The following is a 25786-nucleotide window of genomic DNA, read 5'->3' as shown; positions in this document are numbered from 1 at the left end:
TCTCCTATTCTACAATCATCTTGCCGTGCATCATATTCATGCCACAAGAGAAACCATACTCTCCAGCCTGCTCAGGCGTGATTTCCACTACATACTCTTCCCCCATTGGCAGGTCCGCATGAACACCAAAGTCTGGAAAAACAATTTGATCCAGACAGGGTGAAGGGTCTTTACGGTCAAAGACAATGCGGGCTGGCACTGATTTTTTGAGGATAATCAACTCAGGCGTATAGCCTCCCATGACTTCCACTCGAATCTCTTGGTAGCCCTTTTTTTGCTGGGCCTTTTGTCCAGATTTTTCAGGCTTTTTGAAAAACCAAAACAAGATAAACGCGATAAGGGCAATACAAATAATGGTTACAATAATATTCAACATGACGTCTCCTTTACATACAATTACATTTCACTTCTGTTACAGCGCTTGATTTCTTCTCAGAAATCACAGCTTCCAAGTCTTCCAAATCAGCCTGAGTAAAATCACATTCAGCAATCAAATCAGCCAACAAGTTCTTAATCCTACGAGAACAAACCTTGTCCTTGATATCTTGGACAAGTAAATCCCGACTTTGCTCCAAAGTTAAAAGGGCTGAATAGACAAAGAACTTGCCTTCTTTTTTCCTTGTCAGACACTCTTTCTCAACCAAACGAGCCAAAAGAGTTTGAATGGTTGACTTGGACCAGTCGAACCGCTCCGCCAGAACCCTGATCAAATCCGTACTGGTCTGCTTTCCTTGCATCCAAATAATCTTCATGACCTGCCATTCTGCATCTGAAATCTGCATAATCACACCTCCTAAAATCTACATTTGTCAATTACAGTTATTAGTATACTTCTAAAATCTACATTTGTCAACTATTAAATTAATCTTTTCTTTGAAAAATAGAATTTTAATCATTTGAAAAACAATTTTCAGTCAAATCTTACTATATAAACTATAAAAATATGCTATACTAAAGAAAAAAGAAAACAACCACTAGGGGTGCGTAAAGCTGAGATTAACAACTGTTAGACCCTTTGACTCAATCTAGGTCATGCTAGCTGATGGAAGTGGAAATGATAATGGGGACTAGCAGTCTTCTATTGCCTTTCTAAAACAGACCAGCTTATTCTTAAGAATACAAACTTCAGTTGGTTGGGAGGTTTTAGATGACTTATTTACCCGTTGCTTTGACCATTGCTGGTACTGACCCTAGCGGTGGTGCTGGTATTATGGCTGATTTAAAGTCGTTCCAAGCTAGAAATGTCTATGGAATGGCCGTTGTGACCAGTCTTGTCGCTCAAAATACCAGAGGCGTTCAGCTAATCGAGCACGTTTCTCCTCAAATGTTGAAAGCCCAATTGGACAGTGTCTTTTCAGATATCAAGCCTCAGGCTGTAAAAACTGGGATGTTGGCAACTACTGAAATTATGGAAATCATCCAGCCCTATCTTAAAAAGCTGGATTGTCCCTACGTCCTTGACCCTGTTATGGTCGCTACGAGTGGTGACACCCTGATTGATACTAGTGCCAGAACCTACCTAAAAACAAACCTGCTTCCCCTTGCAAGCATTATCACACCCAATCTTCCTGAGGCAGAAGAAATTGTTGGTTTTTCAATCCATGATCCCGAAGACATGCAGCGTGCTGGTCGCCTGATTTTAAAAGAATTTGGTCCTCAGTCTGTGGTCATCAAAGGTGGACATCTCGAAGGCGGTGCCAAGGATTTCCTCTTTACCAAGGATGAGCAATTTGTCTGGGAAAGCCCACGAATTCAAACCTGTCACACCCATGGTACTGGATGTACCTTTGCTGCAGTGATTACGGCTGAACTAGCCAAGGGGAAAACCCTCTATCAAGCAGTCGATAAAGCCAAGGCCTTTATCACGAAAGCCATCCAAGACGCCCCTCAACTCGGTCATGGTTCTGGCCCAGTCAACCATACAAGCTTTAAAGATTAAAAAAACTCTCTAGTTCCCACTTTAAGGGAATTAGAGAGTTTTTATACTTCTTCAAACTACGTCAGTTTTATCTGCAATCTCAAAGTTGTGTTTTGAGCAAGCTGCGACTAGCTTCCTAGTTTGCTCTTTGATTTTCATTGAGTATTCATTAGAAAATAATATCATCCAACTTTGTCAAAAAGTCTTGCGTTTTTGCCTCAATATCTTCTGCCTGCATCAAATCACGTACGACTGCTACTCCAGCTATGCCAGTGCCAACAAGCTGGTCAATGTTCTCTGACGTCAAGCCTCCGATAGCAACTACTGGAATGGCGACCCTTTGGCAAATTGTTTTCAAGGTTGAAATCAAGGTGATGGGTGCATTTTCCTTGGTGGTTGTCGGAAAAATGGCTCCTGTCCCCAAGTAATCTGCTCCCCCTTCTTCTGCCTCGAGGGCTCTTTTTACCGTTTTAGCTGTGACACCGACGATTTTTTCAGGTCCCAAGACTTGTCTGGCAACCGAAACGGGTAGTTCATCGTCTCCGATATGCAGACCTGCAGCATCAACTGCAAGACAGACATCCAAACGATCATCGATGATCAAGGGTATATTGTAGGCATCTGTTATTTCCTTGACTTCTTTTGCCAGTTGATAATATTGATTAGTTGTGAGAGTTTTTTCTCGTAATTGGACTAGGGTGACACCTGCACGGCAGGCCGTCTCAACCTTTTCAAGAAAACTTTCCAAGGAATCTTGGTAGCGATTGGTTACCAGATACAGTCTAAGTACCTCTCTATTCATAAACCTCTCCTTTGATGGCATCTAGCCAGTTTTCATCTCTTTTGAGGAGCGAAAGCTGATTGAGCACTTGGTAGCGAAATTCTTCCAATCCCATTCCTTGGACAACTATTCTCTCAGCAGAGATATTGAGATAAGAGACCGCTAAGCAGGAAGCTTCAAATCCAGTCTTTCCTTGGCTGAGAAAAACAGCTGTTAAAGCTCCAACCAAGTCTCCTGTCCCTGTTATCCAGTCTAATTCTGCACATCCATTTCCCAGTACAGCAACCTGATTCTCTGAAACGATGAGATCCTTGGGGCCTGTGACTAAGAATGATATACCTGGATAGGTCTGACACCAGTCTTTCAAGACTTGAAGTAAATCCTCAGTTTCTTGATCTTTAGCACTCGCATCGACCCCAACGCCGTGGTGTTTTAAGCCGACAAGACTTCGAATTTCCGACATGTTTCCTTTAAGGATCGTAGGTCTATAGTCTAAAAGGTCTTTAACTAAGCTCTTACGAATGGGCGACGCTGTTACGCCAACCGCATCTACTACCATCGGGAGAGAAGATTGGTTTGCATACGAAGCTGCCATACGGATTGCTTTTTCCTTCTCAGCAGACAAATGCCCCAAATTGATGAAAAGTGCCTGGCTTTGCTTAGTAAAATCAAGAACCTCACGGGGATCATCTGCCATAACTGGTTTGCATCCTAGAGCCAAAATCCCATTTGCTAGCATTTCACAGGAAATCTCATTGGTAATGCAGTGAATGAGGGAAGTCGTTCCCAGAGGAAAAGGATTTGATAATTCCAGCATCAGTCTATCCCTTCAGCAAAGAAATATCCCTGCACTTTTTTAAAGAATTCCTGCTTGATTAAAAATCGAAAGGCAATAAAGGAAATCGCTGTACCAATCAAGGTTGCTCCGAAAAATCGAGGCGTGTAGATAAACCAGCTAAGCTTAGCAGCTGATCCTGTAAAGAGTACCATAACAGGATAGGAAACAATAGAACCAATAACACCTGTTCCCAAAATTTCTCCCAAGGCAGAAAAGTAAAATTTTCGACCGTACTTATAAAAGAGTCCTGCAAGGAGGGCTCCAAAAGTCGCTCCTGTGAGAGCTAAAGGCGGAATTCCTTGAGTCGTCATACGAATAAAGGCTGTCACTGTAGCCATAGCCAAGGCATAAACAGGTCCCATCATGATTCCTGCTAGAATATTGACTACACTGGACATCGGTGCCATTCCCTCAATTCGAAAGATAGGCGTAAGGACTACATCAAGGGCAATCATCATGGATAAAATGGTTAATTTGTGAACCTGTAATTGGTGCTTTCTCATGTTTCTATTATTCCCCTTTTTCTAAAGACTGTAAATCGCTCTTCCATGTCTGATGTTGGTAAGCCATTTCCCAAAACTTGGCTTCCATATGAACACTAATGCGGAAGGCTTCTAGCATTTTTTTCTTGTCTGTCTCGTCACTTTCTCGATAGAGTTGATTGACCAATGCTCCCTCCTCTCTGATCTGCTGCTCCAACTCATCCGTAATATAGGTTTCAATCCATTGTTGGTAGAGAGGATTTGGTGATGGTTTAAGATTAAGTGATTTGCCTATATCATGGTATAACCAAGGACAAGGCAGCAAACTTGCAAAGGCAATGCTCAAATTTGGCTCTGCAAATTGCCGATAAATGTGAGAAATGTAATGATAGCAGGCGGGAGCGATTGGATGTTGCTCCATTTCCTGATCACTGATTTCCAATTCCTTGAAAAATTGTTGGCGGATAAATAACTCACCCTCCACTAGACTCTGAGCATTTTGTTTCAAGAGTCTTTTCATCTCTTGATTCGAAGTCTTATCAGCCAAAAGGTGATAGATTTCTGAGAAGGCCTTCAGATAGTAAGCATCCTGAATCAGGTAATAGCGGAAAATCGCAGGGTCTAAATCTCCCTCTTGTAATTGTAAAATAAAGGGATGATGAAAAGAAGTCTGCCAAGCTTCCTTGGATAATTCCATCGCAATATCTGTAAATTCCATAATAACTCCTTTATAAAAATAGACTGGTCTGAAGCAATAAAAAGAAAAGCAGGTAGATTAATGTTGTTTTTTTAGGAATATTAAAAGTCCTATAGCTATTCTTCAACTGTGCATGTTCGTCATATCCGTGCGCAGATAGAGCTCTCAGGTAAAGATGGCGCCATCTAAAGACCGTCATCAAAACCTTGCTGTAAATCAAGGGCGACCAAAAATGCAGTTCTTGACCACGTAATAGGCAAGCTTCTTTGAGAGACTTAATTTCTTGCTGAATGAGGGGGAAGGAATTGAATACCACAATCAAGGCATAGGCCCAAGAACGTGATAGCCCCTTTTGAGTCAAGTACAAGAGAAGCTCTTTTAGGGAAATAGAGGAAACAAAGACAAGGCCTATACAAACTGTCACAAAGGCCCTCGTTCCAAGCATAACTGCCTGCGAAGCATCTCCATGTAACTGAACTGCCCAGTAGTTGGCCAAAGATGGCAAAATGGCGAGTAGAATCATCCAAGCCAACATCTTAAATCGACGGTAATAGAGCATAAAGAGAATACAAAATGCAACTACCGAGAGATTAAGAGGAATCGAAGGAATGAAAGATGTTTCCAAGGATAAAATCAGCAAGAAGAGACCGATAATCGGTGTCTGGGTTGCTACTTTGACCATACTACTTCACCTCCCCTTGGGTATTGCTACTCTGAGATGTGAGTAGTTGGGTAATTGTCACTTCTTTCACATGACTGAGCCCCTGACTAGTCATCTCAATCCAATAATCAACCACAGAGATCAAAGGATCTAAACGATGGCTAATGATCAGAAAACTTCTTCCTTGATTTCTGTCCTCCACAATCCACTGACAAAAATAATGGCAAGCTCTATCATCCAAACCTGCAAAAGGTTCATCTAGTAAAATCACAGAAGCCTTGCTGGTCAAGATGGTCAAGAGCTGAAGAATCTTTTGCTGACCACCACTTAATTGATAGGGACTCTTATCAAGCACCCGCTCCAGATCAAAATACCGTAAAGCTTGGAGAATACGCTGATTTCTTTCAGAATCAGGTCCGTCTAATTGAAGTTCCTCTCGCAGACTAACTCTGATAAACTGTTTCTCAGCTTCCTGAACAACACCCGTCAGGTCATGATACAAACTCTTTTTCTTTTTTAGAACCGAACCCTTCCAAGTAATGCGCCCCTTATACTTTTGAAATTGAAGAATGGAGCGAAAGAGGGTTGATTTCCCGACACCATTGTCACCCAAGATACAGGAAATTCCTTGATAGAATGTAAAATCCGCAATTGAAAAGAGGGGACGCTTATCCAGCTCACAAGTCACACGCTCCATATGGAATAGTTTTGGGCTAGAAGCAACTTCCTTTGAAGCAACCTGTGTCATCTCAGAGGTAGGGATTTGAAACACTTCCCTTAGTTGTCCATCTCTTAGCTCCACCATACGGTCTATATAGGATTCATAGTCTGTTAAATCATGGTCACACAAAATAACTGTCTTACCATTAGAGGCCAATTCTTTTAGAATCTCCAAGATCTCTATCCTGCTCTTGCGGTCAATGGAAGCGAAGGGCTCATCCAAGAGATAGACCCTAGGATTCATAGCAAAGAGAACTGCCAGTGCAGCCTTTTGCTTTTCCCCACCTGATAAGTGATGAATGGGACGGTGCAAGATTGCCTTGCAGCGACATTGCTGGACTACCTCTGCTATTTTTGAATCAATTTCCTGAACGGGATGGCCGATATTCTCTAGGGTAAAAACCAGCTCCTCAAACAAGTTCTCCATGGTAAATTGATGATTGGGATTTTGAAATAGAATACCAACCGTCTGGACACGTTCGATGATAGAAAGCTGACTGACCTCGCTCCCATTTATCAGGACTTGACCGCTATAGGGAAGAGAACTGACTTGGGCAATCATTTGAAAGAGACTAGATTTTCCAGATCCACTACTCCCAACTAACAAGGTAAAGGCTTGCGCATGAAAAGTAAAATCAATCGGTTCTGAAAAAATTGGGGACTGAATCTCCCGTAATTCCAGCCCCATCTATGCTTTTCCTCCAGTTGCAAACTGATGATAGAGTTTGACAATAGCACGAACCAAGATAGTACAGAAGAAAAAGACGGAAATAAAACGTACCACTAGCAAGGAAAGTACAAAAGGCACTGAAAAGGCGTAGTAACCTAATTTAATGTATTCATAGACAAAGCTAACAAGCGTAATCCCAATACTATTGGCAGTTAGAGAGAGCCAACTTTCATAGCGATTCTTGGTTACGATAAAACCAAGTTCACTTCCCAAACCTTGAACCAAGCCAGACAAAAGGGCACCTAGACCGAATTGGCTACCATAAAGGACTTCAGCAAGCGCAGCTAGCACTTCACCAATCGTTGCACTTCCTACTCTTGGAACAAAGATGGCCGCAATAGGCGCAGCCATACACCAGAGACCAAAGAGGATTTCATTGGCAAAGGCCTGCAAGCCAAGAGGGGCTAAAATCAGAGTGAGGATATCAAACAGATAACCTGAACCCACAAAAACGCCACCAAAAAAGATAGACAAGAAAGCAAGTAAGATAACATCTTTTAATTGCCATTTTTTCAACATAAAAAACTCCTTTTTTTAAAGAAAAGTGGGGCATTCAAGGAGACCTACCTAAATGCTTTGTATCACCTTCATCCAGTTTCGTAAAAGAAAAAAACTCTAATTACAATCAAGAATTAGAGTTCAGCTTACAAGATTAGACCGTTCATTTCGACATACGAAAAAAACGTTTCACATTTCCCTTCGACAGTCTTAACTGTATCAGGTTCAATGGGTATCATCTCAGCCTAAAGCACCCCAAATGTCTTTATTATTTAATTATATAATTATTTTAACAAATGATTTATTCTAGTTCAAGAAATTGAACTGGAAATACAGCCTTGCACTCACAAAGATAGTAAGTCTTTCGTTTGCAAAAAACAAATGTCTTGTTTGATAGATTAGCCATTTGAGCTAAATCTGGGCATAGCTTTTTAGAAAAAAGAAAATCCTACTCCATCAGAATACAAGGAAAAATTGATAGCTATTGTTCACTCATTTCCCGAACAGTTTTTTCTATATTTTTTGAATACGATATTGCTGAAATGATTGAAACACCATCCATATTGGTCTTCATAATGTCTTTAATATGTTGCGTCTGTATCCCACCAATTGCAACTAAGGGCATTTGTGGCAATAGTTTTCTCATTAATTTAAGACCTTCATAACCTATAGCACCACCAGCATCATCCTTTGACTGGGTATCAAATACAGGACCAACACCAACATAATCTACATATTCAACTTTTGATTGTTGAAATTCTTCCTCGTTTTTTATAGAAAGACCAATTATTTTATCTGGCATCAATTTTCTAATTTCATCAACTCCAAGATCGTCTTGACCTACATGTACGCCATCAGCGTCAATTTCCATTGCCAAATCTATATCATCATTAACAATAAACGGCACATTGTATTTTTTACAAAGATCCTGTAGTTTAATTGCTAATTTCACTTTTTCTTTACCTTCCAGGGCTCCCTCACCTTTTTCACGGAATTGAAATAAGGTTATACCACCTTTTAAAGCTTCCTCAACGACTGTATATAAATCTTTTCCTTTGCAAGTAGTCGTTCCACAAATAAAATATAGTTTTAGTAATTCTTTATGAAACATCTTACTTCACTCTTTTGAATTCCTTTACATCTTCATCTGTAATCTCATATAAAGCATTTATAAATTCAACTTTAAATGTTCCAGGAAGATGTCCATTTGGACGTTTTTCTGCCATTTCTCCAGCGATATTGTAAACCAACATTGCTGTTTCTAGTGATTTCAATTCTTGACCTTTTTCAAGTCCGATAAAGCTTGCTACTACAGCACCTAATAAGCATCCTGTCCCAATAACTTTTGGCATCATGGCACTACCATTATGAATCGTTACCACTTCTCCATTTACCGCAATAGCATCCACTTCACCTGTTACTATTATAGGAATATTGAACTTCTCATTTGCTGCTAGAGCAATTTCGTCAATATTATCTACACCTGCACTATCTACTCCTTTAGATGCCACATTTATTCCTACTAAAGAGGCAATCTCGCCAGCATTTCCCCTAATCGCTGCGAGCTTGTAATTATTTATTAAATCTTCGGATACTTTTTTTCTATAAGATCCTGCTCCACAAGCTACAGGATCTAAAACTGCTGGGACATTATATTTCTCTGCAATTTTCAGAGCAGCTTGGTATAATTTCCAATTTTCATCTGTCAATGTTCCTATGTTTATTAATAAACCACCAGCATACTTTAACAAATCCTCTAAATCTGCAGGAAACTCACTCATGGCTGGTGATGCACCCAGTGCTACTAATCCATTTGCTGTGAAATTTTTTACTACATCATTGGTTATGCAAATGACCAAAGGTGTTTTTTCTTTTAATAATTTTAAACTTGTCATATTGAAATCCTTCCTTTTTCACTTTATACGATCTACTGATTTCGATTTATCTCTATCTTTCGTTAAGAAATTTTTCAGTTACATTGAATGATTTATGCTCAATGAAAATCAAAGAGCAAACTAGGAAGCTAGCCGCAGGCTGTACTTGAGTACGGCAAGGTGAAGCTGACGTGGTTTGAATTTGATTTTCGAAGAGAATTACCTCATCAAATTTGTAAATATCCTAAACTTTCTCTAGGCGTCATAGCCAATATCAAAAAAGGCTAATTCCAAACCAACCGCTTGATTCCAGCGTTCCTGAAGTTCTGTCAAATCTTCTCGATCTTTTCCGACACGATTGAGTTCATCAACCAGAAATTGAACCCACTCTGTAAAGAAAGAACCTCTGTGGAGATTGATCCATTCCGAATGAATATAGGATTCAGGTAGAGCCAAATCTTTAGAACCCCAGTCTAAATAGAGACCTTCTGCAATGACCAACATGACCAAAAGATGAGCATAGTCTGATGAAGCCACTGCCGAATACATAAGATCCTGAAAGGCTTTTGTTACAGGGTGCAAGTCCGCTTCTAGATAGTCATTCTCAGATACTTTTAACTCTTTGAAAGCCTTTTGGAAATAACCATCTTCGTCTGCTTCAAGAAAGCCTAGTTGCTTGGCAAAACGAAGCTTGGATTCAAGCTGGTCTGCGTGGGCTACACAGGCGCCCAGCATGGATAAGAAAGCATCAAAGAAGTGATAATCTTGAATTAGGTAGTCTTTTAAGACCTTATTCTCAATTGTCCCCGCAAAAAGTTCCTGAACAAAACGGTGATTGATTGCAGCCTGCCAATCCTTCTGACTGCTTTTTAATAATTCTCCGACAGTCAAACCTGGCTCAAATGCATAGTCTTGTGTTTCCATATTTATTTTTCCTCTCTTTACTCGTTCGTAATCAACAAAACACCAAGAAAATCCTAGTTTTACTTGACTTTTTTAAAGAAAATCAAGGGCTTCAAGAAGAGCTACCTAAACGCTTGGCCTCAAAGCTGTCAGCTATTAATGAACAAAAAACTCCAATTACATATAGGAACTGGAGTTTAGCTTACAAGATTAGACCGTTCATTTCGACATACGAAAAAACATTTCACATTTCCCTTCGCCAGTCTTAACTGTATCAGGTTCAATGGGTATCATCTCAGCCTAAAGCACCCCAAATGTCTTTATTATTTAATTACTGCACCAGTATAGCAAAAAATGAAAGCCCTAGCAAGATATTTGACTGAAAAATATATTTATATAGTTTTAAATAGCGATTTATTCTTCCTATAGACGAAGAAAAACCTCCACATTCAGTGGAGGCAAGCTGTTTTATTAATACAATTTTAAGTCACGAGGGTCAACTGGGAAGGTTGGGTTATATGGGTTGTGACGGAGTTTGAAATGTTTGACATCTTCAATGGTCTGAGTTCCAGACAATTGCATGACTGTCTTCAATTCTGCATTCAAGTGTTCAAAGACTTGACGTACACCGACACTACCACCGAGAGCCAAGCCATAGATAACAGGGCGACCAATAGCTACCAAGTCTGCTCCTGAGGCCAAGGCTTTAAAGACGTGTTGACCACGACGAACACCAGAGTCAAAGACGATTGGTACACGTTTGTCAACTGCTTCTGCTACTTCTTGAAGTGAGTCAAAGGCAGCTGGTCCACCGTCGATTTGGCGACCACCGTGGTTGGTTACCCAGATACCAGAAGCTCCCGCAGCAAGCGAACGTTCAACGTCCTCACGGCATTGTGGTCCTTTGACATACACAGGAAGTCCTGAGTATTCAGCGATAAATTCTACATCACGTGGAGACAAGCGTTGTTTAGCTGATTTGTAAACAAAGTCCATTGATTTTCCAGCACCTTCTGGCAGATATTCCTCAACAATCGGCATACCAACTGGGAAGACAAAACCATTACGCTTGTCCACCTCACGATTGCCTCCTACAGTCGCATCTGCCGTCAAGACAATCGCTTTATACCCTTCAGCCTTCACACGGTCCATGATATGGCGGTTAATTCCATCATCTTTACTAAAGTAAAATTGGAACCAGTGAGGTGTCCCTTGAAGGGCTTCTGTAATTTCTGGAAGATCTACAGTAGAGTAAGAGCTAGTTGTATAAAGCGAACCGAACTCATGCACACCACGCGCAGTCGCCACTTCACCCTGTTCGTTTGCCAATTTATGGGCCGCAACAGGCGCCATAATGATTGGTGAAGACAATTTTTCACCTGCAAATTCAATCTCTGTACTTGGATTTTCAACACCACAAAGCGTATGCGGAACGATGAGTTTGTGGTTAAAGGCGCGGATATTCTCTCTTAAAGTGAAAGTATCTTCTGCTCCACTAGCGATATAGCCAAATGCTGCTTTAGGAATAACTTGTTGCGCCATTGGCTCCAAATCATAGGTATTGATGAAATCTACAGGACCTTCTGCATTGCTTGTTTTGTATGACATAAAATGCCCTCCTTAATAAGTAAGCGTTTACTTTGTATATTACAAAGATATTTTAACTCTTTTTTCAAAATTTTTCAAATATTTTGTTTGGAAATTTCAGAAATTTTATTTCTATGATAAAAAATCCTTATAAGGTCAATAAAAAATAGATATTATCCAAAGAAGATTTTAAGTGCTACAATAACTGTATTATTTCTAGATGGGAGGTTCTAGTTTTGGATTGGTCCATTGTTGAACAATATCTACCACTATATCAAAAGGCATTTCTTCTGACCTTACATATTGCATTTTGGGGGATTCTGGGATCCTTTCTGCTCGGTTTAATCGTTAGTATCATCCGACATTATCGAATCCCTGTTTTGGCGCAAGTAGCGACAGCCTACATTGAATTGTCACGCAACACGCCCCTTTTGATTCAACTCTTCTTTCTCTATTTCGGACTTCCCCGAATAGGGATTGTGCTATCTTCGGAAGTCTGTGCCACTTTAGGACTGGTCTTTTTAGGTGGTTCCTACATGGCGGAATCCTTCCGAAGTGGACTAGAAGCTGTCAGTCAAACCCAGCATGAAATTGGTTTAGCCATCGGGCTTACTCCATTTCAGGTTTTTCGCTATGTGGTTCTGCCGCAAGCAACAGCAGTTGCCCTACCGTCTTTTAGTGCCAATGTCATTTTCCTCATCAAGGAAACCTCTGTTTTCTCAGCAGTGGCTTTGGCCGATCTCATGTACGTCGCCAAGGACTTGATTGGGCTCTACTATGAGACAGATATTGCGCTGGCTATGTTGGTAATTGCTTACCTGATCATGCTGCTACCTATCTCACTGGTCTTTAGCTGGATAGAAAGGAGGCTCCGCCATGCAGTATTCGGGAATCCAAGTACTCTTTCAGGGAAATAATCTCTTGAGAATCGTACAGGGACTGGGCGTTACGATTGGAATATCCATCCTGTCTGTCCTCTTATCCATGATGTTCGGAACAGTCATGGGAATCATCATGACCTCCCATTCTAAAATCGTACGATTTTTGACACGATTTTATCTGGAATTCATCCGTATCATGCCCCAGTTGGTGCTACTTTTTATCGTTTACTTTGGCCTGGCTCGAAACTTTAATATTAATATCTCAGGTGAAACTTCTGCTATTATCGTTTTTACCCTCTGGGGAACAGCTGAAATGGGAGACTTGGTACGTGGAGCTATCACTTCCCTCTCTAAGCATCAGTTTGAAAGTGGACAGGCGCTCGGCTTGACCAATGTTCAACTTTACTACCACATCATCATCCCACAGGTCTTGAGAAGATTGCTTCCACAAGCCATTAACCTTGTCACTCGGATGATCAAAACCACTTCCTTGGTTGTCTTGATTGGGGTAGTTGAAGTGACCAAGGTTGGACAGCAAATCATCGATAGCAATCGCCTGACCATCCCAACCGCTTCCTTCTGGATTTATGGAACCATTCTTGTCTTGTATTTCGCAGTCTGCTTTCCTATTTCCAAACTATCCACTCACCTAGAAAAACATTGGAGGAACTAAATGTCTGAAACTATCTTAGAAATCAAGGAACTAAAAAAATCCTTCGGAGACAATCCCATCCTCCAAGGTCTATCTCTACAAATCAATAAAGGGGAAGTTGTCGTCATCCTAGGGCCATCTGGTTGTGGGAAAAGTACCCTCCTTCGTTGCCTCAATGGCTTAGAAAGTATTCAAGGTGGAGATATCCTGCTGGATGGTCAGTCTATCGTTGAAAATAAAAAAGATTTTCACCTAGTTCGCCAAAAGATTGGCATGGTCTTTCAAAGTTATGAACTCTTCCCTCACTTGGATGTCCTTCAAAACCTCATCCTAGGCCCTATCAAGGCTCAAGGGAGAGACAAGAAAGAAGTCACTGAAGAAGCTTTGAAACTACTAGAACGAGTCGGTTTACTAGATAAACAACATAGCTTTGCTCGCCAGTTATCTGGTGGACAAAAGCAACGGGTTGCAATTGTCCGTGCCCTGCTCATGCATCCAGAAATTATCCTCTTTGACGAAGTGACTGCTTCGCTGGATCCAGAAATGGTGCGTGAGGTGCTGGAACTTATCAATGATTTGGCTCAAGAAGGCCGTACCATGATTCTGGTAACCCATGAAATGCAGTTTACCCAAGCAATTGCCGATCGCATCATCTTCCTTGACCAAGGGAAGATTGCTGAAGAAGGAACTGCTCAAGAATTCTTCACAAATCCACAAACCAAACGAGCACAAGAATTTTTAAACGTCTTTGACTTTAGCCAATTTGGCTCATATCTATAAAGGAGATTCTTATGAAACTATTCAAACCACTCTTAACTGTTTTGGCACTTGCCTTTGCCCTTATCTTTGTCACAGCTTGTAGCTCAGGTTCCTCATCTGGAAAAACGACGGCCAAGGCTCGCACAATCGATGAAATCAAAAAAAGCGGTGAACTGCGAATCGCCGTATTTGGAGATAAGAAACCTTTTGGTTACGTTGACAATGATGGTTCTTACAAAGGTTACGATATTGAGCTTGGGAACCAACTGGCTCAAGACCTTGGTGTCAAGGTTAAATACGTTTCAGTTGATGCTGCCAACCGTGCGGAATACTTGATTTCAAACAAGGTGGATATTACCCTTGCCAACTTTACAGTAACTGACGAACGTAAGAAACAAGTTGACTTTGCCCTTCCATATATGAAAGTTTCTCTGGGTGTCGTATCACCTAAGACTGGTCTCATTACAGACGTCAAACAACTTGAAGGTAAAACCTTAATTGTTACAAAAGGAACGACTGCTGAGACTTATTTTGAAAAGAATCATCCAGAAATCAAACTCCAAAAATACGACCAATACAGTGACTCTTACCAAGCCCTTCTTGACGGACGTGGAGATGCCTTCTCTACTGACAATACGGAAGTTCTAGCTTGGGCGCTTGAAAATAAAGGATTTGAAGTAGGAATTACTTCTCTTGGTAATCCAGATACCATTGCGGCAGCAGTTCAAAAAGGCAACCAAGAATTGCTAGACTTCATCAATAAAGATATTGAAAAATTAGGTAAGGAAAACTTCTTCCACAAGGCCTATGAAAAAACACTTCACCCAACCTATGGTGACGCTGCTAAAGTAGATGACCTGGTTGTTGAAGGTGGAAAAGTCGACTAATACTTAATGAAATCACAAAAAGAAATCAGGTAATCCTAGCGACTACCTGATTTTTCTATGCTCTAAACATTTTGCCAATTTTCTTGGTCTTCTTTAAAGCGTTTTAGGAGATCCAATCCTTCTGGTGTGATATATCCTTCTTCTTGGGCTAAGTGAATGAGTTCACTGTAGTTAGAAAGCGTCACCAGCTTAACACCCGCATCTGCAAAGTTTTTGTCTGCTTTTGGCAATTGGTAGCTGAAAATCGCTACAACACCGAGAACCTCTGCTCCTTCTCGCTTGGCTGCTGCCACGGCCTCGAGAACAGAACCACCTGTTGAAATCAGGTCTTCAACCACTACCATTTTTTGACCTTGAGCTACTCGGCCTTCGATTTGATTACCAGCACCGTGGTCTTTTGGTTTGCTACGGATGTAGGCAAAAGGAAGGTCCATCTTATCAGCAATAATAGCTCCGTGTGGAATCCCTGCTGTTGCAGTTCCTGCAATCACCTCAACCTCAGGAAAGGCTTCTTTAATAGCTTCCACAAAGCCATTTTCAATTAGGGTACGAGTTTCTGGATAGGCTAGTGTCACACGATTATCAGTATAAATCGGTGACTTAATACCAGATGCCCAAGTGAAAGGCTCCTCTGGTTTGAGGTAAACGGCTTGAATTTTCAAGAGGTGGCTAGCGATATCTTTAGCAAGTGTCATGGTATTCTCCTTTTATTTTTCTAATCTAGTTCTTTAATTCCAGTCCTGTGTCCATTCATCCTTGATAGCATAATAAGCTGCAACAGGAGCCTCAGCTTGGGTAATGGGACGTCCCACTACGATATAGTCACTACCGATTTGATAGGCATCAGCAGGTGTCATCACGCGTTTTTGATCACCAACAGCAGCTCCCTGTGGACGAATGCCCGGTGTCAGACAGATAAAATCTGGATTGGTAGCCTGCTTGATGACTTGCACTTCCTGAGCCGAGCAAACGACACCATCCAAACCCGCTTCAGCTGTCTTCTTAGCATAATGAATCACAGACTCTTGCAGGCTGGTTTGGATATTTTGAAACTCCTGCATCTGAGCTTCTGAGGTTGATGTGAGCTGAGTCACTGCAATCAATTTGGCTTGGTTTCCAAGACCTTCACGCGCAGCCTTCATCATCTCTACACCCCCAGCCGCATGAACATTGGTCATATCCACACCAAGCTGAGACAGGACCTTCATGGCTGATTTGACTGTATTGGGAATGTCATGAAGTTTGAGATCAAGAAAGACGCTATGTCCCAAGTTTTTTAAATAGGAAATAATCTCAGGTCCCGTTGCATAATAAAGCTCCATCCCTACCTTGAGATAAAGGCTTTCTTCCTCTGGAAAAAGAGCTAAGAATTCCTTGACTGCCTCAAAACTAGGAAAATCAAGAGCAATGACTGGACGATGTTCTCGCATAGGTTTCTCCTTTTACCTTTGCTAGTGAGAGAGTCTGGCCAACAGAAGACACGAAAAAAGGAACCTGCCAACAGCAAGGTTCCACGAAAAATGGGTAGTCTCCACCCTTTCATCGTCTAACCTTAGCTGCCTCTCTGGACTGCTTTAAAGGTTTTTTACTATTCTATTATTTCTACTAGCACTTGTCAAGTAAAAACTAGTCACTAAAGTACTATGAGAAAAAAGGTAAACCTAGCGACGCGGTGAACGCTGGGGCGTTTGATTTCGATTGCTTTCTTCCTCCAGCTTTTTCTTCTCTTCTTCCAATTTATTCTGCTGTTCTTCTAGCCTTTTCTTCTCTTCGTCTTTCTGTTTCTTCTCAGCTTCTTCGGCCTCTTTTTTAGCTTTTTCTTCTGCCTCCATAATTAATTTATCCGCTACAGTGTAACTGTAAATTCCAGCTTCCATGTCAATCACACTCGGTTCTGACAATTGAGGCTTAATCTTACTGTAGTAAGGTAATTTCTTGCTCATTTCAGACAGGGGAACCAAGACTTCATCTGTATCATACATGGTCAATCGAATTAAATCGGAAGTCACCTTGCTTGGGGCTAGCTCCACCTTTTGGATAGCAGCCTTGAGTTCTGGGCTAATTTGAGAAAGTTCTGAGACAAAAGCCTTGATTTGTTCACTATCATTAAAGAGAACTGACAAATAAGTTTCTGGTAGACTGACCAAGCTCACAGCACTGGTCTCAAGCTGACCACTGGAAAGAATAGGATAATGATTTTCACCAGAAACATAGTAGGCAACAATATCATATTCCTTGACCTTGATAGTAAACTTGGTTGGAAATTGATAGACAAGTTGAGCTGATTCAACCCAATAGTTAGACTTGATCTGCTCTTCATATTTTGCCTTGTCTAGCAGAAGGTTAATCGTATAATCCGAATCCTGAATGCCTGAAGCCTGTCGAATATCATCAGCTGTAGTTTGCACCGTTCCCTCAACACGGATATCCTTCATAGTCGCATAAGGACTGAGTAAGTAAACAGAGACAATCAATAAAAGCAGACTTGGAAATAAAATCGTTAAGGCTCGTAAGATATGGAGGCCAGGAATCTTTGCTTTGGCTGGTTTTTCTTTTGTAGCCTTTTTAGCAAGCTTTTTATCCTGTTCCTCGCCCTCTTTAGCCCCTGATTCTTCTATCTCTTCTTCCTCTTTATCTCCCTCTGAGGATGCTACTTTTTCTTCAGACTCTTCCATGGCTGATTCTGAGTCTTCTGGGTCAGCTTCACTCTCCTTGTCCTCTGACTTCTCAGATTCTTCTCCCATTCGAGCTTGTCTTTCCTTTTTCTTCTCCTCAGCTAGGGCCGCCTCTTCTTCAGCCTTCTTTTTTAGATATTCTTGGTTTCGTTTCTGCCATTCTGATAACTCTTTCAATTCTTCGAGGATTTCTTTGCCCTCATTTTTCTTATCTTTTGACATTTACTTTCCTTATGATAAATCGTTTTTCAATAGTTGATAAAAATCTGCTAGAGATTTCAATTCCTTAGAAGCCTTCATCTTAGCTTGGTAGTCTTCCTTGTGGCTTAGTAAGTGAGACAGCTTCTCTTCCAAACTATCCAAGGTCAAATCGCTTTCTTGAAGCTCTTCTGCATAGCCTTTCTTAACAAAGTAGGCTGCGTTTTCAATCTGGTCTCCACGACTAGCTTCACGACCAAGCGGCACAATAACATGTAATTTTGCCATGGCCAAGAGCTCAAAAATCGTATTGGCGCCACCTCTTGTCACAACAATATCAGCCAATTCCATCAAGGGTTGATAGAGATTGGTCACATAGTCAACACGAAAAAGATTTTGGCTCAACTCGTTCAGGCTAGAATCTCCAGTTAGATTGATAATATTGTAGCGCTCTGTCAGTTCTTTCTTATGGTCTGTCACCAATTGGTTAAAGACACGAGCGCCTGCTGAACCACCGACAAACAATACAGTTGGCAATTGGGGATTAAAGTGGGTTTGAATATCCACCAATTCATCGGGTTCTGGATTTTTTTGATCTGAAACCTTGGTCACTGCTCCCACATGCTCAACCTTAGACAAACTTGAAGCTTGTTCAAAGGTTGAATACATCTTAGTCGCAAATTTATAGGCGATTTTATTGGCCAAGCCCATAGACAGGTCAGATTCGTGAATAAAGACAGGCACTCCTGACACACGCGCTGCGATAACAGGCGGCACAGAGACAAAACCTCCCTTTGAAAAAAGGGCCTGTGGACGAAGTCGCAACATGATAAAGAGAGATTGGACAATCCCCCAGCCAACTTTAAAGACGTCCATCATATTTTGCCAAGAGAAATAGCGACGCAATTTTCCAGTCGCAATGGAATGAAAGGTGACATCCAAACCTGACTTGAGGATTTCTTGGTGTTCAATACCACGCTTGTCCCCGATATAGTGGACTTCCCAGCCATCTTCGATAAACTTGGGCATTAACAAAAGATTGAGGGTCACGTGTCCAACCGTCCCCCCACCTGTAAAGACAATTTTTTTCATACTTATTCCTTTAACTCCGCTACTGTGTCGATAAAGAGGTCGCCACGTACTTCAAAGTTAGCATACATATCCCAGCTAGCATTGGCAGGACTGAGAAGGACTACGTCTCCTTGAGTCGCAAGCTCGTAGGCCTTGCGGGTCGCATCTGCAATATCAGTCGCATTCACATAAGCTACACCAGCCTTATCCGCTGCCCGTTTGACACGTTCTGCAGACTGACCAAGGATGACCATCTTCTTGAGTCCAGTAATATCTGGAACCAATTCGTCAAACTCATTGCCACGATCCAAACCACCTGCAATCAAGACGACCTTGCTGTTGTCAAATCCTGACAAGGCTTTTTGAGTAGCCAAGATATTGGTTGATTTACTATCATTATAGAACTTAACACCTTTGATTTCATCCACAAATTGGAGACGGTGTTTGACACCACCAAAGGCTGAAAGAGTTTCTTTGATGGTTTGGTTATCAACACCACGAAGCTTGGCTACAGCAATCGTCGCAAGGGTATTTTCCACATTGTGACTACCTGGAACTCCGATTTCGCTAGCTGCCATGACAACTTCCCCACGGAAGTAGAGTTTACCATCTTCTAGATAAGCTCCAGCAAGCTTTTCCTGTGTTGAAAATGGAACAACAGTAGCCTGTGTTTGGGTAGCCAATTCTTTTGCCAAGTCTTGGTTAAAGTTTAAGACAAGGAAATCAGCTGCTGTCATCTTGTTCTGGATATTCCACTTAGCTGCTACATATTCCTCAAAAGAACCGTGGTAGTCGATATGAGTTGGCATGAGATTGGTAATAACAGCAATCTCAGGATGGAATTCTTGCACACCCATGAGTTGGAAGGAAGAAAGTTCCATGACAAGCGTGTCCTTGTCTGTCGCAGTTTGAGCAACCTGACTGGCAGGATAGCCGATATTTCCTGATAAAAGACCATGTTGCCCAGCAGCAGTCAAAACTTCCCCAATCATAGTCGTTGTGGTTGTTTTTCCATTTGAACCTGTGATACCGATAATGGGCGCTTCTGAAATCAAGTAAGCCAATTCCACCTCAGTCAAGACTGGAATTCCCTTGGCCAAAGCCTTTTCAATCATAGGATTGCTGTAGGGAATGCCTGGATTTTTCACCATAAGGGCAAACTCTTCATCCAAAAGTTCCAAAGGATGGCCACCTGTGATAACCTTGATCCCTTCTTCCAGCAAACTTTGCGCAGCTGGATTGTCTTCGAAAGGCTTCCCATCATTTACCGTCACAATGGCACCTAGCTTATCCAACAAACGAGCTGCAGATTCACCAGACTTGGCCAAACCTAAAACAAGGACTTTCTTATTTCTAAATTGATCTATTACTTTCATGTCTCAAACTCCATTTCTACTCCTACTATTTTACCATTTTTATGGAAATAATTCTAAATGAAAATGCTCAGATTAGGCATTCTAACAAGCAAAAAGAGAGCCGAAACTCTCTTTTATCTTCTTTTACTTTTATGGACCGACATGAGGGTAATATCTCGCAAGCTAAAGTATGCTAGGAAGAGCATGGCGATTGCGATAAAGAATTCTGTCGGTAGCTGAAAGATTTGCAGGACAGACAGCATCAGCAAAATCAAAAGTGCTACGAAAGCAAAGACGACAAGGACGATATTGACTGTCCCTTTAATGCTTTGTGGTGTCGCAAATACATAGAGTAGTAATAAGAGGATTCCTATGATTAAATAAACCATCTTTATCTCTTTCTAGCTCTTATTCAGCTGATTTTTTCTTCTTATTAGCTTTCTCACGCTCTGCCTTGTTAAGGATTTGTTTACGCAAACGGATAGACTCAGGCGTTACTTCCATGTACTCATCGTCGTTCAAGAACTCAAGAGATTCTTCAAGTGTCAAGATACGAGGCGTCTTGATTACAGCTGTTTGGTCCTTAGTAGCTGAACGAACGTTGGTCATTTGTTTTGCCTTAGTGATGTTAACTGTCAAGTCATTTTCACGAGAGTTTTCACCGATGATCATTCCTTCGTAAACTTCAGTACCTGGGTTGACAAAGATTGTACCACGTTCTTCGATAGACATGATTGAGTAAGTTGTAGCCTTACCAGCATCGATAGAAACAAGGGCACCACGGTGACGACCACCAATTTCACCTGGAATCAATGGCAAGTATTGGTCGAAGGTATGGTTCATAATACCGTAACCACGAGTCATTGACAAGAACTCAGTTGAGTACCCAATCAAACCACGCGCTGGAACAAGAAAGACCAAACGAGTTTGACCATTACCAGTTGAAATCATATCCAACATTTCACCTTTACGTTCAGAAAGGCTTTGGATAACAGATCCTTGGTATTCTTCTGGAGTATCGATTTGAACACGTTCAAATGGTTCACATTTAACACCGTCGATTTCTTTTACGATAACTTCTGGACGAGATACTTGAAGTTCATAACCTTCACGACGCATTGTTTCGATAAGGATTGACAAGTGCAATTCTCCACGACCTGAAACTGTCCATTTATCTGGTGAATCAGTTGGGTCAACACGAAGGGAAACGTCTGTTTGCAATTCGGCCTGCAAACGTTCTTCCACCTTACGAGAAGTTACCCATTTACCTTCTTTACCAGCAAATGGTGAGTTGTTAACCAAGAAAGTCATTTGAAGAGTTGGCTCATCGATATGTAGGATTGGAAGAGCTTCGATTGCGTCTGTCGGAGTAATGGTTTCCCCGACAAAGATGTCTTCCATACCTGAAACAGCAATCAAGTCACCAGCTTTAGCTTCTTGGATTTCACGACGTTCCAAACCAAAGAAACCGAAGAGTTTTGTAACACGGAAGTTTTTAGTTGTGCCATCAAGTTTAGAAAGGGTAACTTGGTCCCCAACCTTAACTGTACCACGGAAGACACGACCGATACCAATACGTCCAACGAAGTCATTGTAGTCCAAAAGTGATACTTGGAACTGCAAAGGCTCATCTGAGTTATCTACTGGAGCTGGGATGTGGTCAATAATCGTGTCAAAGATTGGTGCCATAGTCGCTTCTTGGTCAGCTGGATCATCTGACAACGAAGAAGTTCCGTTAATAGCTGAAGCATACACCACTGGGAAGTCAAGCTGGTCATCATCTGCACCAAGCTCGATGAAAAGTTCCAATACTTCGTCCACTACTTCTGCTGGGCGAGCTGATGGTTTGTCGATTTTGTTAACAACCACGATTGGCACAAGGTCTTGTTCCAAGGCTTTTTTCAATACGAAACGAGTCTGTGGCATTGTTCCTTCGTAGGCATCTACGACCAAGACAACACCGTCAACCATTTTCATGATACGCTCAACTTCTCCACCGAAGTCCGCGTGTCCTGGTGTGTCCATGATGTTAATACGAGTTCCGTTATAGGCAACGGCAGTATTTTTAGCAAGGATGGTGATTCCACGCTCTTTTTCAATATCGTTTGAGTCCATAGCACGCTCTGCCAATTCAGTACGTGCATCAAGTGTTTCTGATTGTTTCAATAATTCGTCAACGAGGGTTGTTTTCCCGTGGTCAACGTGGGCGATAATCGCAATGTTACGGATATCTTCTCTTAATTTTGTCATGATTTCCTCTATAATATTCAAAATTTATTTTCTAACTGAACGATTATACCATAATTTCAAGTAAATAACATAATTCAAGCAAGTGTAAATGTTTTCACTCTGCTTTTCTTTTCACGTCAAGCCTTTTCAAAGCAAGCGACTTATGATAAGATAGGCACAGTATGCGTTTAGATAATTTATTAGCCCAAGAAAAAATCAGTCGAAAGACTATGAAGCAAGCACTCTTCAAAGGGGAAATTCTCGTCGATGGTTGCCCAGCCCGCTCCCTAGCTCAGAATATCGATACAGGACTACAAAAACTCCTTTTTCAAGGCCGAATCATTCAAGGCTATGAGCACACCTATCTTATGCTTCATAAGCCTGCTGGTGTCGTGACAGCCAACAAAGACAAGGAACTTCCAACTGTCATGGACCTGCTTCCATCTGACATCCAGTCTGACAAGCTCTATGCTGTTGGCCGACTGGACCGAGATACGACTGGGCTCCTCCTCTTGACCGACAACGGCCCTTTGGGCTTTCAACTCCTCCATCCCCAATATCATGTCGATAAGACCTACCAAGTTGAGGTTAATGGACTCCTGACACCTGACCATATTCAAGCCTTTCAAAAGGGAATTGTCTTTTTAGATGGCACTATCTGTAAACCTGCAAGGCTAGAAATTCTATCTGCAAGTCCTTCTCTCAGTCAAGCCTCTATCAGCATTTCAGAAGGAAAATTTCATCAAGTTAAGAAAATGTTCCTCTCGGTTGGTGTCAAAGTGACCTCCCTTAAACGTACCCATTTTGGCCCTTGGAGTTTGGATGATCATCTTCAAGAGGGAGACTACCGCCCCCTTAACTCAGAAGAGTTGGCAAGCATTCGTGAATTTCTCAGAAAAAGTGGTTAAAAAATGAGCTCGGAAAATATCCAAGCTCGTTTTCTTATTTCTCAACTTTGACTTTACCTTTCCAAGAATCCAAACCATAAGAAAGGATATAAATCTCAGAAAAGCCTTGTTTTTTCAAGTAAAGGGCTGCATTTGTGACCCGTTGCGCACGTTGGTTTTCGTAAAGAAGGATAGATTTATCTTTACGAAGGGCTGCAAGACTAGTTTTCAACTGACTTGAAGGAATATTGCGAGCTCCAAGGATATGCTTTCTGTGGAATTCTGCTGGGTCGCGCAAATCAATCAATTGACCCGTACGAATCAAGGCTTCAAACTCTTCATTGTCTACAATTTTAGCCGCACGACGAATACGAAGATAGTTAAAGCCCATCCACGCCAACATTGCTAGTATAAGTGCCCACAAAATCCAAGTAACCATTAGTTCTTTTCTCCATTTTTCTCAATATAATCCAATTCTACCTTGTGCTCTCTGCGAAGAACTGCTTCTGCCTCTAGATAGTCTAATTTATCCATCAACCCTGCATCGTAAATCCGAGAGAGTTCCAACTTCATCAGTTCAATATCATATAAGCGTTTTCCCATGTAAACAATAATACCAAATCGTTTGAGGAATTGCTGCACATCATAGAATGTTTTCATAAGACCCATTCTAGCAAAATTTTGTGTTTTTTTCAAGAAGAGACTCACACAATGCCCCTGATTTTCCTATCTTCTTTGGCGATTCTGACGCAAGTGTGGTACAATAAAAACATGAGAATTCAACAATTACACTATATTATCAAAATCGTCGAAACTGGCTCCATGAATGAAGCAGCCAAGCAACTCTTTATCACTCAGCCTAGTCTTTCCAATGCTGTGAGAGATTTGGAAAATGAAATGGGCATTGAGATCTTTATCCGCAATCCCAAGGGAATCACCTTGACCCGTGATGGGATGGAGTTTCTCTCTTACGCCCGTCAGGTTGTCGAGCAGACCCAGCTTCTAGAGGAACGCTATAAAAACCCTGTCGCCCACCGCGAACTCTTTAGCGTTTCGTCTCAACACTATGCCTTTGTGGTCAATGCCTTTGTCTCTCTGCTCAAGAAAAGCGATATGGAGAAATACGAGCTCTTCCTTCGTGAAACTCGTACTTGGGAGATTATCGACGACGTCAAGAACTTCCGTAGTGAGGTCGGTGTCCTCTTCTTAAACAGCTACAACCGTGATGTTTTAACCAAAATGCTGGATGACAACCACCTGCTGGCTCACCATCTCTTTACCGCCCAGCCCCATATCTTTGTCAGCAAGACCAATCCTCTGGCAAAGAAAGACAAGGTAAAACTGTCTGACTTGGAAAATTTCCCTTACCTTAGTTATGACCAAGGGACACACAACTCCTTCTACTTTTCAGAGGAAATTCTTTCTCAAGAACACCACAAAAAATCTATCGTGGTCAGTGACCGTGCTACCCTCTTTAATCTCTTGATTGGTTTAGATGGTTACACCATTGCGACAGGGATTTTGAACAGCAACCTCAACGGAGACAATATCGTTTCTATCCCACTGGATATTGATGACCCAATTGAGCTGGTCTATATCCAGCATGAGAAAACCAGCCTATCTAAGATGGGCGAACGCTTTATTGACTATCTACTAGAAGAAGTCCAATTTGATAGTTGAGAAAGGATAAGAACCAATATGTAGGCTAGCAATAACCTACACATTGGTTCTTTTTATTTATAATTAAAGATTCCCCCTGCCAACTTATCAGCTAGCTTGGGAAAGAGAGTATAAAACTTATGGGCTAGGTTCAACAAAATCGGGAGATTGAGTTCTCGTTTGTTTTTCCCTATAATCTTAACAATCTTTTTAGCCACTACATCTGCTTCTAGTAGGAAACGGTCAACCGATTTGAGATAGGTTCCATCTGGGTCCGCTTGGTCAAAAAATCCTGTACGGATAGGTCCTGGATTGACTGTTGTCACATAGACTCCATATGGCATAAGTTCGAGGCGCAGAGCATTTGAAAAACCAATGGCTGCAAACTTAGTGGCTGAGTAGAGACTAGACTTGCCAGTAGCAATCAAACCTGCCATGCTAACAATATTGATAATATGGCCTTTTCGACTTTCCTTCATTCGAGCCGCAAGGCGACGAGACAGATTCATTAGGGCAAAGGTATTGACCTCAAACATCTGGTGAATATCTTGGTCAGAAATCTGGTCAAATTCTTCAAAAATCCCGTAACCAGCATTGTTAATTAAGACATCAATCTTGCCATAGCGGAGATAGAGGTCTGTTACCAGAGTTTCTAAGGCTGAGTCATCGGTAATATCGATTTCAATCAATTCTGCATGGGGATGGTTTCCGTAGAGTTGGACTAATTTTTCCTTATTTCTACCAAGCAAGATGAGTTGGTCATTTGGCAAGAGTTTGACCATTTCTTGGGCTAGACCACCGCTAGCTCCTGTAATAAGAATAGTAGGCATACTTATCCTTTCCC

At 41.5% G+C, this 25786-nt stretch carries 30 protein-coding genes and 3 riboswitches; of the genes, 7 read left to right on the top strand and 23 right to left on the bottom strand.

Annotation, left to right across the window (positions count from 1 at the left end):
* Positions 1 to 4 precede the first annotated feature (4 nt).
* Positions 5 to 376, bottom strand: coding sequence for a cupredoxin domain-containing protein (locus FJR73_RS02580; protein ID WP_024057754.1), 372 nt, complete (start codon positions 374 to 376; stop codon positions 5 to 7).
* A 10-nt stretch (positions 377 to 386) separates the two neighbouring features.
* A complete protein-coding gene (locus FJR73_RS02575; protein ID WP_140833167.1) occupies positions 387 to 782 on the bottom strand; it encodes a CopY/TcrY family copper transport repressor in 396 nt (131 codons plus the stop codon).
* A 184-nt stretch (positions 783 to 966) separates the two neighbouring features.
* Positions 967 to 1064: riboswitch (TPP riboswitch) on the top strand.
* An 83-nt stretch (positions 1065 to 1147) separates the two neighbouring features.
* Between FJR73_RS02575 and thiD the strand changes: the two genes are divergently transcribed.
* Positions 1148 to 1939 carry a bifunctional hydroxymethylpyrimidine kinase/phosphomethylpyrimidine kinase gene (thiD, locus tag FJR73_RS02570; RefSeq protein ID WP_140833165.1) on the top strand — a complete coding sequence of 264 codons (792 nt, stop codon included), beginning with the start codon at positions 1148 to 1150 and terminating at the stop codon, positions 1937 to 1939.
* A 148-nt stretch (positions 1940 to 2087) separates the two neighbouring features.
* Here the strand turns inward: thiD and thiE (FJR73_RS02565) are convergent, their stop codons facing one another.
* The 11 genes from thiE (FJR73_RS02565) to lctO all read right to left on the bottom strand — a co-directional run bounded on the left by thiE (FJR73_RS02565) (position 2088) and on the right by lctO (position 11710).
* The gene (gene thiE, locus FJR73_RS02565) at positions 2088 to 2720 is read right to left on the bottom strand and encodes a thiamine phosphate synthase (RefSeq protein WP_140833163.1); all 633 of its coding nucleotides are present in this window, start codon (positions 2718 to 2720) and stop codon (positions 2088 to 2090) included.
* Positions 2713 to 3516: a hydroxyethylthiazole kinase gene (locus tag FJR73_RS02560; protein WP_140833161.1), complete on the bottom strand. Its 804-nt coding sequence runs from the start codon at positions 3514 to 3516 to the stop codon at positions 2713 to 2715. The genes thiE (FJR73_RS02565) and FJR73_RS02560 overlap by 8 nt, the downstream gene beginning before the upstream one ends.
* Positions 3516 to 4040, bottom strand: a complete 525-nt coding sequence (gene thiW, locus FJR73_RS02555; RefSeq protein ID WP_140833159.1) for an energy coupling factor transporter S component ThiW — start codon at positions 4038 to 4040, stop codon at positions 3516 to 3518. The genes FJR73_RS02560 and thiW overlap by 1 nt, the downstream gene beginning before the upstream one ends.
* A 7-nt stretch (positions 4041 to 4047) precedes the next feature.
* Positions 4048 to 4737 (bottom strand): thiaminase II, encoded by a 690-nt coding sequence (gene tenA, locus FJR73_RS02550; protein ID WP_140833156.1) that lies wholly within the window; start codon positions 4735 to 4737, stop codon positions 4048 to 4050.
* A 10-nt stretch (positions 4738 to 4747) separates the two neighbouring features.
* Entirely contained in the window at positions 4748 to 5398 is a 651-nt protein-coding gene (locus FJR73_RS02545; protein WP_140833154.1) for an energy-coupling factor transporter transmembrane component T, read from the bottom strand.
* Position 5399: 1 nt separating this feature from the next.
* On the bottom strand, positions 5400 to 6785 hold the full coding sequence (locus tag FJR73_RS02540; RefSeq protein WP_140833152.1) for an ATP-binding cassette domain-containing protein: 1386 nt from the start codon (positions 6783 to 6785) through the stop codon (positions 5400 to 5402).
* Positions 6786 to 7346: an ECF transporter S component gene (locus FJR73_RS02535; protein ID WP_000915276.1), complete on the bottom strand. Its 561-nt coding sequence runs from the start codon at positions 7344 to 7346 to the stop codon at positions 6786 to 6788. It lies immediately after the preceding gene.
* A 158-nt stretch (positions 7347 to 7504) separates the two neighbouring features.
* Positions 7505 to 7593: riboswitch (TPP riboswitch) on the bottom strand.
* A 213-nt stretch (positions 7594 to 7806) separates the two neighbouring features.
* On the bottom strand, positions 7807 to 8436 hold the full coding sequence (thiE, locus tag FJR73_RS02530) for a thiamine phosphate synthase (RefSeq protein ID WP_140833150.1): 630 nt from the start codon (positions 8434 to 8436) through the stop codon (positions 7807 to 7809).
* A gap of 1 nt (position 8437) precedes the next feature.
* Positions 8438 to 9220, bottom strand: coding sequence for a hydroxyethylthiazole kinase (gene thiM / locus FJR73_RS02525; protein ID WP_140833148.1), 783 nt, complete (start codon positions 9218 to 9220; stop codon positions 8438 to 8440).
* Positions 9221 to 9454: 234 nt separating this feature from the next.
* Positions 9455 to 10123, bottom strand: a complete 669-nt coding sequence (locus tag FJR73_RS02515; protein WP_140833146.1) for a TenA family protein — start codon at positions 10121 to 10123, stop codon at positions 9455 to 9457.
* A gap of 213 nt (positions 10124 to 10336) precedes the next feature.
* Positions 10337 to 10425: riboswitch (TPP riboswitch) on the bottom strand.
* 148 nt (positions 10426 to 10573) lie between these two features.
* Positions 10574 to 11710, bottom strand: coding sequence for an L-lactate oxidase (lctO, locus tag FJR73_RS02510; RefSeq protein WP_140833144.1), 1137 nt, complete (start codon positions 11708 to 11710; stop codon positions 10574 to 10576).
* Positions 11711 to 11925: 215 nt separating this feature from the next.
* Here lctO and FJR73_RS02505 point away from each other — a divergent pair, with 215 nt between their 5' ends.
* The 4 genes from FJR73_RS02505 to FJR73_RS02490 are packed head-to-tail and all read left to right on the top strand — an operon-like array spanning position 11926 to position 14868.
* Positions 11926 to 12606: an amino acid ABC transporter permease gene (locus FJR73_RS02505; protein WP_140833142.1), complete on the top strand. Its 681-nt coding sequence runs from the start codon at positions 11926 to 11928 to the stop codon at positions 12604 to 12606.
* On the top strand, positions 12566 to 13243 hold the full coding sequence (locus FJR73_RS02500; protein WP_140833140.1) for an amino acid ABC transporter permease: 678 nt from the start codon (positions 12566 to 12568) through the stop codon (positions 13241 to 13243). Before FJR73_RS02505 ends, FJR73_RS02500 begins: the two co-directional genes overlap by 41 nt.
* The gene (locus FJR73_RS02495) at positions 13244 to 14002 is read left to right on the top strand and encodes an amino acid ABC transporter ATP-binding protein (protein WP_140833138.1); all 759 of its coding nucleotides are present in this window, start codon (positions 13244 to 13246) and stop codon (positions 14000 to 14002) included.
* Positions 14003 to 14013: 11 nt separating this feature from the next.
* Positions 14014 to 14868 carry a cysteine ABC transporter substrate-binding protein gene (locus FJR73_RS02490; protein WP_140833136.1) on the top strand — a complete coding sequence of 285 codons (855 nt, stop codon included), beginning with the start codon at positions 14014 to 14016 and terminating at the stop codon, positions 14866 to 14868.
* A gap of 62 nt (positions 14869 to 14930) precedes the next feature.
* On the opposite strand, the gene pyrE is transcribed toward FJR73_RS02490, so the two are convergent.
* The 7 genes from pyrE to typA all read right to left on the bottom strand — a co-directional run bounded on the left by pyrE (position 14931) and on the right by typA (position 22417).
* Positions 14931 to 15563 carry an orotate phosphoribosyltransferase gene (gene pyrE, locus FJR73_RS02485; RefSeq protein WP_140833134.1) on the bottom strand — a complete coding sequence of 211 codons (633 nt, stop codon included), beginning with the start codon at positions 15561 to 15563 and terminating at the stop codon, positions 14931 to 14933.
* A gap of 33 nt (positions 15564 to 15596) precedes the next feature.
* Complete coding sequence (pyrF, locus tag FJR73_RS02480; RefSeq protein WP_140833132.1) at positions 15597 to 16298, bottom strand: orotidine-5'-phosphate decarboxylase; 702 nt, start codon at positions 16296 to 16298, stop codon at positions 15597 to 15599.
* 231 nt (positions 16299 to 16529) lie between these two features.
* On the bottom strand, positions 16530 to 17765 hold the full coding sequence (locus FJR73_RS02475; RefSeq protein WP_140833130.1) for a cell division protein FtsQ/DivIB: 1236 nt from the start codon (positions 17763 to 17765) through the stop codon (positions 16530 to 16532).
* Positions 17766 to 17774: 9 nt separating this feature from the next.
* Positions 17775 to 18833 (bottom strand): UDP-N-acetylglucosamine--N-acetylmuramyl-(pentapeptide) pyrophosphoryl-undecaprenol N-acetylglucosamine transferase, encoded by a 1059-nt coding sequence (locus tag FJR73_RS02470; protein WP_140833128.1) that lies wholly within the window; start codon positions 18831 to 18833, stop codon positions 17775 to 17777.
* 2 nt (positions 18834 to 18835) lie between these two features.
* A complete protein-coding gene (gene murD / locus FJR73_RS02465) occupies positions 18836 to 20188 on the bottom strand; it encodes a UDP-N-acetylmuramoyl-L-alanine--D-glutamate ligase (protein WP_140833127.1) in 1353 nt (450 codons plus the stop codon).
* 113 nt (positions 20189 to 20301) lie between these two features.
* Positions 20302 to 20556 carry a DUF3165 family protein gene (locus FJR73_RS02460; protein ID WP_061759174.1) on the bottom strand — a complete coding sequence of 85 codons (255 nt, stop codon included), beginning with the start codon at positions 20554 to 20556 and terminating at the stop codon, positions 20302 to 20304.
* 19 nt (positions 20557 to 20575) lie between these two features.
* Complete coding sequence (gene typA / locus FJR73_RS02455) at positions 20576 to 22417, bottom strand: translational GTPase TypA (protein ID WP_000164108.1); 1842 nt, start codon at positions 22415 to 22417, stop codon at positions 20576 to 20578.
* A gap of 161 nt (positions 22418 to 22578) precedes the next feature.
* Here typA and FJR73_RS02450 point away from each other — a divergent pair, with 161 nt between their 5' ends.
* Positions 22579 to 23304: a 16S rRNA pseudouridine(516) synthase gene (locus FJR73_RS02450; protein WP_140833126.1), complete on the top strand. Its 726-nt coding sequence runs from the start codon at positions 22579 to 22581 to the stop codon at positions 23302 to 23304.
* A gap of 34 nt (positions 23305 to 23338) precedes the next feature.
* Here the strand turns inward: FJR73_RS02450 and FJR73_RS02445 are convergent, their stop codons facing one another.
* A complete protein-coding gene (locus FJR73_RS02445; RefSeq protein ID WP_140833124.1) occupies positions 23339 to 23722 on the bottom strand; it encodes a rhodanese-like domain-containing protein in 384 nt (127 codons plus the stop codon).
* Entirely contained in the window at positions 23722 to 23991 is a 270-nt protein-coding gene (locus FJR73_RS02440) for a YqgQ family protein (RefSeq protein WP_000051783.1), read from the bottom strand. Before FJR73_RS02440 ends, FJR73_RS02445 begins: the two co-directional genes overlap by 1 nt.
* A 63-nt stretch (positions 23992 to 24054) precedes the next feature.
* Here FJR73_RS02440 and FJR73_RS02435 point away from each other — a divergent pair, with 63 nt between their 5' ends.
* On the top strand, positions 24055 to 24963 hold the full coding sequence (locus FJR73_RS02435) for a LysR family transcriptional regulator (RefSeq protein WP_001222592.1): 909 nt from the start codon (positions 24055 to 24057) through the stop codon (positions 24961 to 24963).
* 53 nt (positions 24964 to 25016) lie between these two features.
* Here FJR73_RS02435 and FJR73_RS02430 read toward each other — a convergent pair whose 3' ends face one another.
* A complete protein-coding gene (locus tag FJR73_RS02430) occupies positions 25017 to 25772 on the bottom strand; it encodes an SDR family oxidoreductase (RefSeq protein ID WP_140833122.1) in 756 nt (251 codons plus the stop codon).
* Positions 25773 to 25786: the final 14 nt, after the last annotated feature.

The organism is Streptococcus sp. D2 (assembly GCF_006385825.1).
Lineage (GTDB): Bacteria > Bacillota > Bacilli > Lactobacillales > Streptococcaceae > Streptococcus > Streptococcus shenyangsis.
The sequence above is the reverse complement of the archived record's forward strand: the minus strand, read 5'-3'. Positions and strand labels throughout refer to the sequence as shown.

Excerpts from the sequence above, each read along its gene's own strand:
- FJR73_RS02580 (WP_024057754.1), bottom strand. The coding sequence starts at position 376 with ATGTTGAATATTATTGTAACCATTATTTGTATTGCCCTTATCGCGTTT.
- FJR73_RS02575 (WP_140833167.1), bottom strand. The coding sequence starts at position 782 with ATGCAGATTTCAGATGCAGAATGGCAGGTCATGAAGATTATTTGGATG.
- thiD (WP_140833165.1), top strand. The coding sequence starts at position 1,148 with ATGACTTATTTACCCGTTGCTTTGACCATTGCTGGTACTGACCCTAGC.
- thiE (WP_140833163.1), bottom strand. The coding sequence starts at position 2,720 with ATGAATAGAGAGGTACTTAGACTGTATCTGGTAACCAATCGCTACCAA.
- FJR73_RS02560 (WP_140833161.1), bottom strand. The coding sequence starts at position 3,516 with ATGCTGGAATTATCAAATCCTTTTCCTCTGGGAACGACTTCCCTCATT.
- thiW (WP_140833159.1), bottom strand. The coding sequence starts at position 4,040 with ATGAGAAAGCACCAATTACAGGTTCACAAATTAACCATTTTATCCATG.
- tenA (WP_140833156.1), bottom strand. The coding sequence starts at position 4,737 with ATGGAATTTACAGATATTGCGATGGAATTATCCAAGGAAGCTTGGCAG.
- FJR73_RS02545 (WP_140833154.1), bottom strand. The coding sequence starts at position 5,398 with ATGGTCAAAGTAGCAACCCAGACACCGATTATCGGTCTCTTCTTGCTG.
- FJR73_RS02540 (WP_140833152.1), bottom strand. The coding sequence starts at position 6,785 with ATGGGGCTGGAATTACGGGAGATTCAGTCCCCAATTTTTTCAGAACCG.
- FJR73_RS02535 (WP_000915276.1), bottom strand. The coding sequence starts at position 7,346 with ATGTTGAAAAAATGGCAATTAAAAGATGTTATCTTACTTGCTTTCTTG.
- thiE (WP_140833150.1), bottom strand. The coding sequence starts at position 8,436 with ATGTTTCATAAAGAATTACTAAAACTATATTTTATTTGTGGAACGACT.
- thiM (WP_140833148.1), bottom strand. The coding sequence starts at position 9,220 with ATGACAAGTTTAAAATTATTAAAAGAAAAAACACCTTTGGTCATTTGC.
- FJR73_RS02515 (WP_140833146.1), bottom strand. The coding sequence starts at position 10,123 with ATGGAAACACAAGACTATGCATTTGAGCCAGGTTTGACTGTCGGAGAA.
- lctO (WP_140833144.1), bottom strand. The coding sequence starts at position 11,710 with ATGTCATACAAAACAAGCAATGCAGAAGGTCCTGTAGATTTCATCAAT.
- FJR73_RS02500 (WP_140833140.1), top strand. The coding sequence starts at position 12,566 with ATGCAGTATTCGGGAATCCAAGTACTCTTTCAGGGAAATAATCTCTTG.
- FJR73_RS02495 (WP_140833138.1), top strand. The coding sequence starts at position 13,244 with ATGTCTGAAACTATCTTAGAAATCAAGGAACTAAAAAAATCCTTCGGA.
- FJR73_RS02490 (WP_140833136.1), top strand. The coding sequence starts at position 14,014 with ATGAAACTATTCAAACCACTCTTAACTGTTTTGGCACTTGCCTTTGCC.
- pyrE (WP_140833134.1), bottom strand. The coding sequence starts at position 15,563 with ATGACACTTGCTAAAGATATCGCTAGCCACCTCTTGAAAATTCAAGCC.
- pyrF (WP_140833132.1), bottom strand. The coding sequence starts at position 16,298 with ATGCGAGAACATCGTCCAGTCATTGCTCTTGATTTTCCTAGTTTTGAG.
- FJR73_RS02475 (WP_140833130.1), bottom strand. The coding sequence starts at position 17,765 with ATGTCAAAAGATAAGAAAAATGAGGGCAAAGAAATCCTCGAAGAATTG.
- FJR73_RS02470 (WP_140833128.1), bottom strand. The coding sequence starts at position 18,833 with ATGAAAAAAATTGTCTTTACAGGTGGGGGGACGGTTGGACACGTGACC.
- murD (WP_140833127.1), bottom strand. The coding sequence starts at position 20,188 with ATGAAAGTAATAGATCAATTTAGAAATAAGAAAGTCCTTGTTTTAGGT.
- FJR73_RS02460 (WP_061759174.1), bottom strand. The coding sequence starts at position 20,556 with ATGGTTTATTTAATCATAGGAATCCTCTTATTACTACTCTATGTATTT.
- typA (WP_000164108.1), bottom strand. The coding sequence starts at position 22,417 with ATGACAAAATTAAGAGAAGATATCCGTAACATTGCGATTATCGCCCAC.
- FJR73_RS02450 (WP_140833126.1), top strand. The coding sequence starts at position 22,579 with ATGCGTTTAGATAATTTATTAGCCCAAGAAAAAATCAGTCGAAAGACT.
- FJR73_RS02445 (WP_140833124.1), bottom strand. The coding sequence starts at position 23,722 with ATGGTTACTTGGATTTTGTGGGCACTTATACTAGCAATGTTGGCGTGG.
- FJR73_RS02435 (WP_001222592.1), top strand. The coding sequence starts at position 24,055 with ATGAGAATTCAACAATTACACTATATTATCAAAATCGTCGAAACTGGC.
- FJR73_RS02430 (WP_140833122.1), bottom strand. The coding sequence starts at position 25,772 with ATGCCTACTATTCTTATTACAGGAGCTAGCGGTGGTCTAGCCCAAGAA.